This window comes from Roseovarius sp., from assembly GCF_040223625.1.
Classification (GTDB): domain Bacteria; phylum Pseudomonadota; class Alphaproteobacteria; order Rhodobacterales; family Rhodobacteraceae; genus Roseovarius.
Genome location: NZ_JAVKFX010000054.1, coordinates 1 through 3,937, shown reverse-complemented (window position 1 = coordinate 3,937; position 3,937 = coordinate 1). Strand labels below are relative to the sequence as shown.

Sequence of the window (3,937 nt, the reverse complement as noted above, 5' to 3'; positions counted from 1 at the left end):
CGCATCATCGAATGCGCGCCCAAGTCGAAAACGAAACGCTGGGAGGTGCTGGAAGCCTAAAGGCTCTCGCACACCCGGTTTGAGCGAAACCCTGGGGTCGTTACCCTAAAGGTCGGGAGAAACCAAATGATCCAGATGCAGACCAATCTGGATGTGGCTGACAATTCCGGTGCCCGGAAAGTTCAGTGCATCAAGGTCCTGGGTGGTTCCAAACGCAAGTATGCCTCCGTCGGCGACGTGATCGTCGTCTCGGTGAAGGAAGCCATCCCCCGCGGCCGTGTGAAGAAAGGCGATGTCCGCAAGGCCGTCGTCGTGCGCACCGCCAAGGAAATCCGCCGTGAAGACGGCACCGCGATCCGCTTCGACCGCAACGCCGCCGTCATCCTGAACAACGCGGGTGACCCGATCGGCACCCGTATCTTCGGGCCGGTCGTGCGCGAGCTGCGCGCGAAGAACTACATGAAAATCATCTCGCTCGCCCCGGAGGTGCTGTAAGATGGCTGCTAAACTGAAAAAGGGCGACAAGGTCGTCGTGATCTCCGGCAAGGACAAGGGTAAGGAAGGCACGATCACTTCCGTCGACCCGAAAGCCGGCAAGGCCGTCGTCGACGGCGTGAACATGGCCATCCGCCACACCCGCCAGAGCCAGCAGAGCCAGGGCGGCCGCCTTCCCAAGGCGATGCCGGTCGACCTGAGCAACCTGGCGATGCTCGACAAGAACGGCAAACCCACCCGCGTCGGCTTCAAGATCGAAGGCGACAAGAAGGTGCGTTTCGCCAAGACCACGGGGGACGTGATCGATGCTTGATACCGAGAATTACACCCCGCGCCTGCGCCAGCAGTTCCGCGAGACGATCCGCCCCGCGATGAAGGAAGAGTTCGGTTACACGAACGACATGATGATCCCGCGGCTGGACAAGATCGTCCTGAACATCGGCTGCGGCGCCGAGGCGGTGAAGGATTCCAAGAAGGCCAAGTCGGCCCAGGAAGACCTGACGCTGATCGCCGGTCAGAAGGCCGTCGTCACCAAGGCGAAGAAATCCATCGCCGGCTTCCGCGTCCGTGAAGACATGCCGCTGGGCGCCAAGGTGACCCTGCGCGGCGACCGGATGTACGAATTCCTCGATCGCCTGATCACCATCGCGATGCCCCGGATCCGCGACTTCCGCGGTGTGTCGGCCAAATCCTTCGACGGCCGCGGCAACTATGCCCTGGGCCTGAAGGAACATATCGTCTTCCCCGAAATCAACTTCGACAAGGTCGACGAGGTGTGGGGCATTGACATCATCATCGGAACCACGGCGAAGACCGACGCTGAAGCCAGGGCGCTGTTGAAGCATTTCAACATGCCCTTCCCAGCTGACCCGGAAGGAATTTGACATGGCTAAGAAAGCAATGATCGAACGCGAGAAGAAGCGTCAGCGCCTGGTGAAGCAATACGCCGCCAAGCGTGCCGCTCTGAAGGAAATCATCAGCGACGAGTCGAAGCCGATGGAAGAACGCTTCCGTGCCTCGCTCAAGCTGGCGGAACTGCCGCGCAACAGCTCGGCCACCCGCCTGCATAACCGCTGCCAGCTCACCGGCCGGCCGCACGCCTACTACCGGAAACTGAAAGTCAGCCGGATCGCCCTGCGCGACCTGGGCTCGGCCGGTCAGATGCCGGGCGTGGTCAAGTCGAGCTGGTAAGGAGGGACATGAGATGAACGATCCTATCGGCGATATGCTGACCCGTATCCGCAACGCGGGCATGCGCGGCAAGTCCACCGTCATGGTGCCGGCCTCGAAGATGCGCGTGCGCGTGCTGAACGTGCTGGCGGACGAGGGCTATATCCGGGGCTTCGAAGACGCCACCGACAGCCGCGGCCACCCCGCCATCGAGGTCAGCCTGAAGTATTTCGAAGGCGCCCCCGCCATCCGCGAGATGAAGCGGGTCTCGAAACCCGGCCGCCGGGTGTACATGGGCGTCAAGGACATTCCGTCGGTCCGCCAGGGCCTCGGCGTGTCGATTGTCTCGACCCCGCAGGGTGTGATGTCGGATGCAAACGCACGGGCGGCCAACGTTGGCGGCGAAGTGCTTTGCACCGTATTCTAAGGAGGCCTGATTATGTCTCGTATCGGTAAACAACCCGTGGCCCTGCCCGATGGTGTCACTGCCTCGCTCAGCGGCCAGACGATCGAGGTGAAAGGCCCGAAGCAGACGAAAAGCTTCACCTTCACCGACGACGTCACCATCGCGATCGAGGACGGCCAGGTCACCGTTGCGCCGCGCGGCAAATCCAAGCGCGCGCGTCAGCAGTGGGGCATGAGCCGCACGATCATCGCCAACCTCGTTCACGGATCGAAAGAGCCCTTCAAGAAAGAGCTCGAAATCCAGGGCGTCGGTTACCGGGCGCAGGTTCAGGGCAACACCCTGAAGCTGAACCTCGGCCTGTCGCACGATGTGGATTTCCCGATCCCGGAAGGTATCACTGTCACGGCGCCGAAGCCCACCGAACTGGTGGTCGAGGGCCATGACAAGCAGCTCGTCGGTGAAGTCGCGGCCAATATCCGCGACTGGCGGCGCCCGGAGCCCTACAAGGGCAAGGGCATCCGCTACAAGGGCGAGTATATCTTCCAGAAGGAAGGCAAGAAGAAGTAAGGACGCGACAGATGGCAAACAGCAAAAGACAACTGTTCCAGAAACGCCGCCTGCGCGTTCGGAGCAAACTTCGCAAGGTCAATGCCGGGCGTCCGCGCCTGAGCGTGCACCGCTCGTCCAAGAACATGAGCGTGCAGATCATCGACGATGTGAACGGCGTCACCCTGGCTTCGGCCTCGACGCTCGAGAAGGATCTCGGCTTCGTCGGCAAGAACACGATGGATGCGGCGAAGAAGATCGGCGCCACCATCGCAGAACGCGCCAAGGCGGCGGGCATCACTGAGGCCCAGTTCGACCGCGGCGGGTTCCTGTTTCACGGCCGGATCAAGGCGCTGGCGGATGCCGCGCGTGAAGGCGGCCTGAAAATCTAAGGCGCAGGCGCCGCGGGGCTGATCCCGGGGCGCCTCGATGATCCGGGTCGGGGGCCATGGGCCTTTCGACACCTGGATTGGACAAACTTGAAGCCCGCGAGGGCGCCAGGAAAGGATGCCAGATGGCAAGAGATGACAACCGCCGCGGAGGTCGCGATCGCGACGAAGCGCCGGAATTCGCCGATCGCCTTGTCGCGATCAACCGTGTTTCGAAAACCGTGAAGGGCGGCAAGCGCTTCGGGTTCGCAGCTCTCGTCGTCGTGGGCGACCAGAAGGGCCGCGTGGGCTTCGGCAAGGGCAAGGCCAAAGAGGTGCCCGAGGCGATCCGCAAGGCCACCGAGGCCGCCAAACGAGCGATGATCCGCGTACCGCTGCGCGAGGGTCGCACCCTGCACCACGACATGGAAGGCCGCCATGGTGCAGGCAAGGTCGTGATGCGCACCGCACCGCACGGGACCGGCATCATCGCCGGTGGCCCGATGCGCGCCGTGTTTGAGATGTTGGGCGTTCAGGACGTGGTCGCAAAATCGACTGGTTCTCAGAACCCCTACAACATGATACGCGCCACGCTGGACGGCCTCAAGAAAGAGACCAGCCCGCGCATGGTGGCGCAGCGTCGTGGCAAGAAGGTGGCCGACATCCTGAAAAAGGGTGACGAAGCGCCGGTTGCCGAAGCGGTCGAAGCGTAAGGAACTGGACAAATGGCAAAAACCATCGTTGTCAAGCAGATCGGCAGCCCGATCCGCCGCCCCGAGGTTCAGCGTCAGACCCTGATCGGTCTGGGTCTGAACAAAATGCACCGCGTGCGCGAACTTGAAGATACCCCTGCTGTGCGCGGCATGGTCAACAAGATCCCGCATCTTGTCGAGATCATCGAAGAGCGCGGTTGATGCGTATGGTCGGGGCAAACCCCCGGCCTACAGTTGAA

At 62.2% G+C, this 3,937-nt stretch carries 9 protein-coding genes; all 9 read left to right on the top strand.

Annotated features, from left to right (window positions below):
• Positions 1-126 precede the first annotated feature (126 nt).
• The 9 genes from rplN to rpmD all read left to right on the top strand — a co-directional run bounded on the left by rplN (position 127) and on the right by rpmD (position 3,899).
• Complete coding sequence (gene rplN, locus RLN94_RS16400) at positions 127-495, top strand: 50S ribosomal protein L14 (RefSeq protein WP_057819253.1); 369 nt, start codon at positions 127-129, stop codon at positions 493-495.
• Position 496: 1 nt separating this feature from the next.
• The gene (rplX, locus tag RLN94_RS16395; RefSeq protein ID WP_350158825.1) at positions 497-808 is read left to right on the top strand and encodes a 50S ribosomal protein L24; all 312 of its coding nucleotides are present in this window, start codon (positions 497-499) and stop codon (positions 806-808) included.
• Positions 801-1,379: a 50S ribosomal protein L5 gene (rplE, locus tag RLN94_RS16390; protein ID WP_350158826.1), complete on the top strand. Its 579-nt coding sequence runs from the start codon at positions 801-803 to the stop codon at positions 1,377-1,379. The genes rplX and rplE overlap by 8 nt, the downstream gene beginning before the upstream one ends.
• Position 1,380: 1 nt before the next feature.
• Positions 1,381-1,686, top strand: a complete 306-nt coding sequence (gene rpsN / locus RLN94_RS16385) for a 30S ribosomal protein S14 (protein ID WP_057819247.1) — start codon at positions 1,381-1,383, stop codon at positions 1,684-1,686.
• Positions 1,687-1,699: 13 nt separating this feature from the next.
• A complete protein-coding gene (gene rpsH / locus RLN94_RS16380; RefSeq protein WP_057819245.1) occupies positions 1,700-2,092 on the top strand; it encodes a 30S ribosomal protein S8 in 393 nt (130 codons plus the stop codon).
• Positions 2,093-2,104: 12 nt separating this feature from the next.
• Positions 2,105-2,638, top strand: a complete 534-nt coding sequence (rplF, locus tag RLN94_RS16375) for a 50S ribosomal protein L6 (protein ID WP_300895673.1) — start codon at positions 2,105-2,107, stop codon at positions 2,636-2,638.
• 11 nt (positions 2,639-2,649) lie between these two features.
• Entirely contained in the window at positions 2,650-3,009 is a 360-nt protein-coding gene (rplR, locus tag RLN94_RS16370; protein WP_057819241.1) for a 50S ribosomal protein L18, read from the top strand.
• 122 nt (positions 3,010-3,131) lie between these two features.
• Positions 3,132-3,698 carry a 30S ribosomal protein S5 gene (gene rpsE, locus RLN94_RS16365; RefSeq protein WP_350169273.1) on the top strand — a complete coding sequence of 189 codons (567 nt, stop codon included), beginning with the start codon at positions 3,132-3,134 and terminating at the stop codon, positions 3,696-3,698.
• A 12-nt stretch (positions 3,699-3,710) separates the two neighbouring features.
• Positions 3,711-3,899, top strand: coding sequence for a 50S ribosomal protein L30 (gene rpmD, locus RLN94_RS16360; RefSeq protein ID WP_093037818.1), 189 nt, complete (start codon positions 3,711-3,713; stop codon positions 3,897-3,899).
• Positions 3,900-3,937 lie beyond the last annotated feature (38 nt).

Bases quoted from the DNA above. Each gene is read 5' to 3' on its own strand.
- rplR (WP_057819241.1), top strand. From the start codon at position 2,650: ATGGCAAACAGCAAAAGACAACTGTTCCAGAAACGCCGCCTGCGCGTT.
- rplX (WP_350158825.1), top strand. From the start codon at position 497: ATGGCTGCTAAACTGAAAAAGGGCGACAAGGTCGTCGTGATCTCCGGC.
- rplF (WP_300895673.1), top strand. From the start codon at position 2,105: ATGTCTCGTATCGGTAAACAACCCGTGGCCCTGCCCGATGGTGTCACT.
- rpsH (WP_057819245.1), top strand. From the start codon at position 1,700: ATGAACGATCCTATCGGCGATATGCTGACCCGTATCCGCAACGCGGGC.
- rpmD (WP_093037818.1), top strand. From the start codon at position 3,711: ATGGCAAAAACCATCGTTGTCAAGCAGATCGGCAGCCCGATCCGCCGC.
- rplN (WP_057819253.1), top strand. From the start codon at position 127: ATGATCCAGATGCAGACCAATCTGGATGTGGCTGACAATTCCGGTGCC.
- rpsN (WP_057819247.1), top strand. From the start codon at position 1,381: ATGGCTAAGAAAGCAATGATCGAACGCGAGAAGAAGCGTCAGCGCCTG.
- rplE (WP_350158826.1), top strand. From the start codon at position 801: ATGCTTGATACCGAGAATTACACCCCGCGCCTGCGCCAGCAGTTCCGC.
- rpsE (WP_350169273.1), top strand. From the start codon at position 3,132: ATGGCAAGAGATGACAACCGCCGCGGAGGTCGCGATCGCGACGAAGCG.